This is a genomic window from Streptomyces sp. NPDC101166 (assembly GCF_044768125.1).
Lineage (GTDB): Bacteria > Actinomycetota > Actinomycetes > Streptomycetales > Streptomycetaceae > Streptomyces.
In genome coordinates this window covers 1-1,174 of sequence record NZ_JBIWPF010000234.1, presented here as the reverse complement: position 1 = coordinate 1,174, position 1,174 = coordinate 1, and the positions used below count along the sequence as shown (strand labels likewise).

Annotated in this window: 2 protein-coding genes; both read right to left on the bottom strand. The window is 63.6% G+C overall.

Annotated elements, in window-relative coordinates:
* Positions 1–130 precede the first annotated feature (130 nt).
* Positions 131–688, bottom strand: coding sequence for a dihydrofolate reductase family protein (locus ACIRS4_RS38000; RefSeq protein ID WP_404204810.1), 558 nt, complete (start codon positions 686–688; stop codon positions 131–133).
* 82 nt (positions 689–770) lie between these two features.
* The coding region (locus ACIRS4_RS37995) for an ATP-grasp domain-containing protein (protein WP_404204808.1) at positions 771–1,174 on the bottom strand (404 nt) is incomplete at its 5' end.

Below are 1,174 nucleotides of genomic sequence, written 5' to 3'. Positions count from 1 at the left end.
TCAGGACGGCTGCCGGAATGGTCCGCCCTTCGAATCCCCCTGGTTTGAAACGCATTTCGCCACCCTACCTACCGGCCAGTACAGCGCACGCCAGGCGGAGGCCGCGCGCGCCGCCGTGACCGGTCGGTCACTATTTGTCGGCGGGCGCGTAGACCAGTTCGAGGATTCCGGACGAGAAGGCCGTGCTCTTCACCAGACGGAGCTTCACGGGCTCATCCATCTCCGGGAACAGCGGCGCACCCTTGCCCGCGGCGGCGGGCAGCACCCACAGGCGGTATTCGTCCACCACGCTGAGCTTGATCAGGGAATGCATGAACTCCGTACCTCCGGCAGCCACCAGGTCCTTGCCGGGCTCGGCCTTGAGCTTGGCGATCTCCTCGGCGGTATCACCGGCCGCAATGCGTGTCTCAGGCCAGTCATCAGCGGATTTCAGGGTGCGGGAGAACACGACCTTGGGAATCTCGTTCATCGCCTTGGCCGACGGGTGATCAGAGGTCGGCCAGAACCCGGCCATGATCTCGTAGGACTTACGGCCCATCAGGAAAGCACCAGCCTCCCAGAGCCGGCTCACGAAGTACGCCTCCTGCTCGTCGTCATCGATGCTCATCATGACGTCGCGGATTCCGTTGTCCGCGTCGGCGCTCTTGCCATCGAGCGAAACATAGAAGCCGAGAATCAACTTCCGCATGCTGGTGCCTCCAGGTGCTGTCGGGATGTCCACCGGTACTGACGGCGGCACCATCCGAAACTCATCGGAGTGCGCGGCCTTCTCACTCCTCCGCGCGAGCGACGGCCTCGGCTTCCATCGCCGAGATGAAGTCGGCAACGTTCGAGCCGTAGATGCCCCAGCTGTTCACGCCACCGAGCTCGACGAGGCGGAGTTCGCCGTCGGGGCCGACCCCGACATCGACGGTAACCATGGTGGAGCCGTGAACGAGTAGCCGTGCCGCGGCGGTCTCTGCGAAATCGCGCACCTCATTGGGTACGGGGAGGTACGGCTCGACCGGATAGGAACTGCCGCAGACGAAACGGCCGTTGCGACAGAAGCAGCGGTACTCCTGCTCGAACGTCACCACATCGGATACAACGACGAGCTCGTCCCGGTACTGGTCATAGGTCTGGAGCCAGCTGTCCAGCTCCTCGATCGCATGAACGCCTGCGGGGAACAGCTTGT

Coding starts and splice junctions, on each gene's coding strand:
- ACIRS4_RS38000 (WP_404204810.1), bottom strand. CDS start 688: ATGCGGAAGTTGATTCTCGGCTTCTATGTTTCGCTCGATGGCAAGAGC.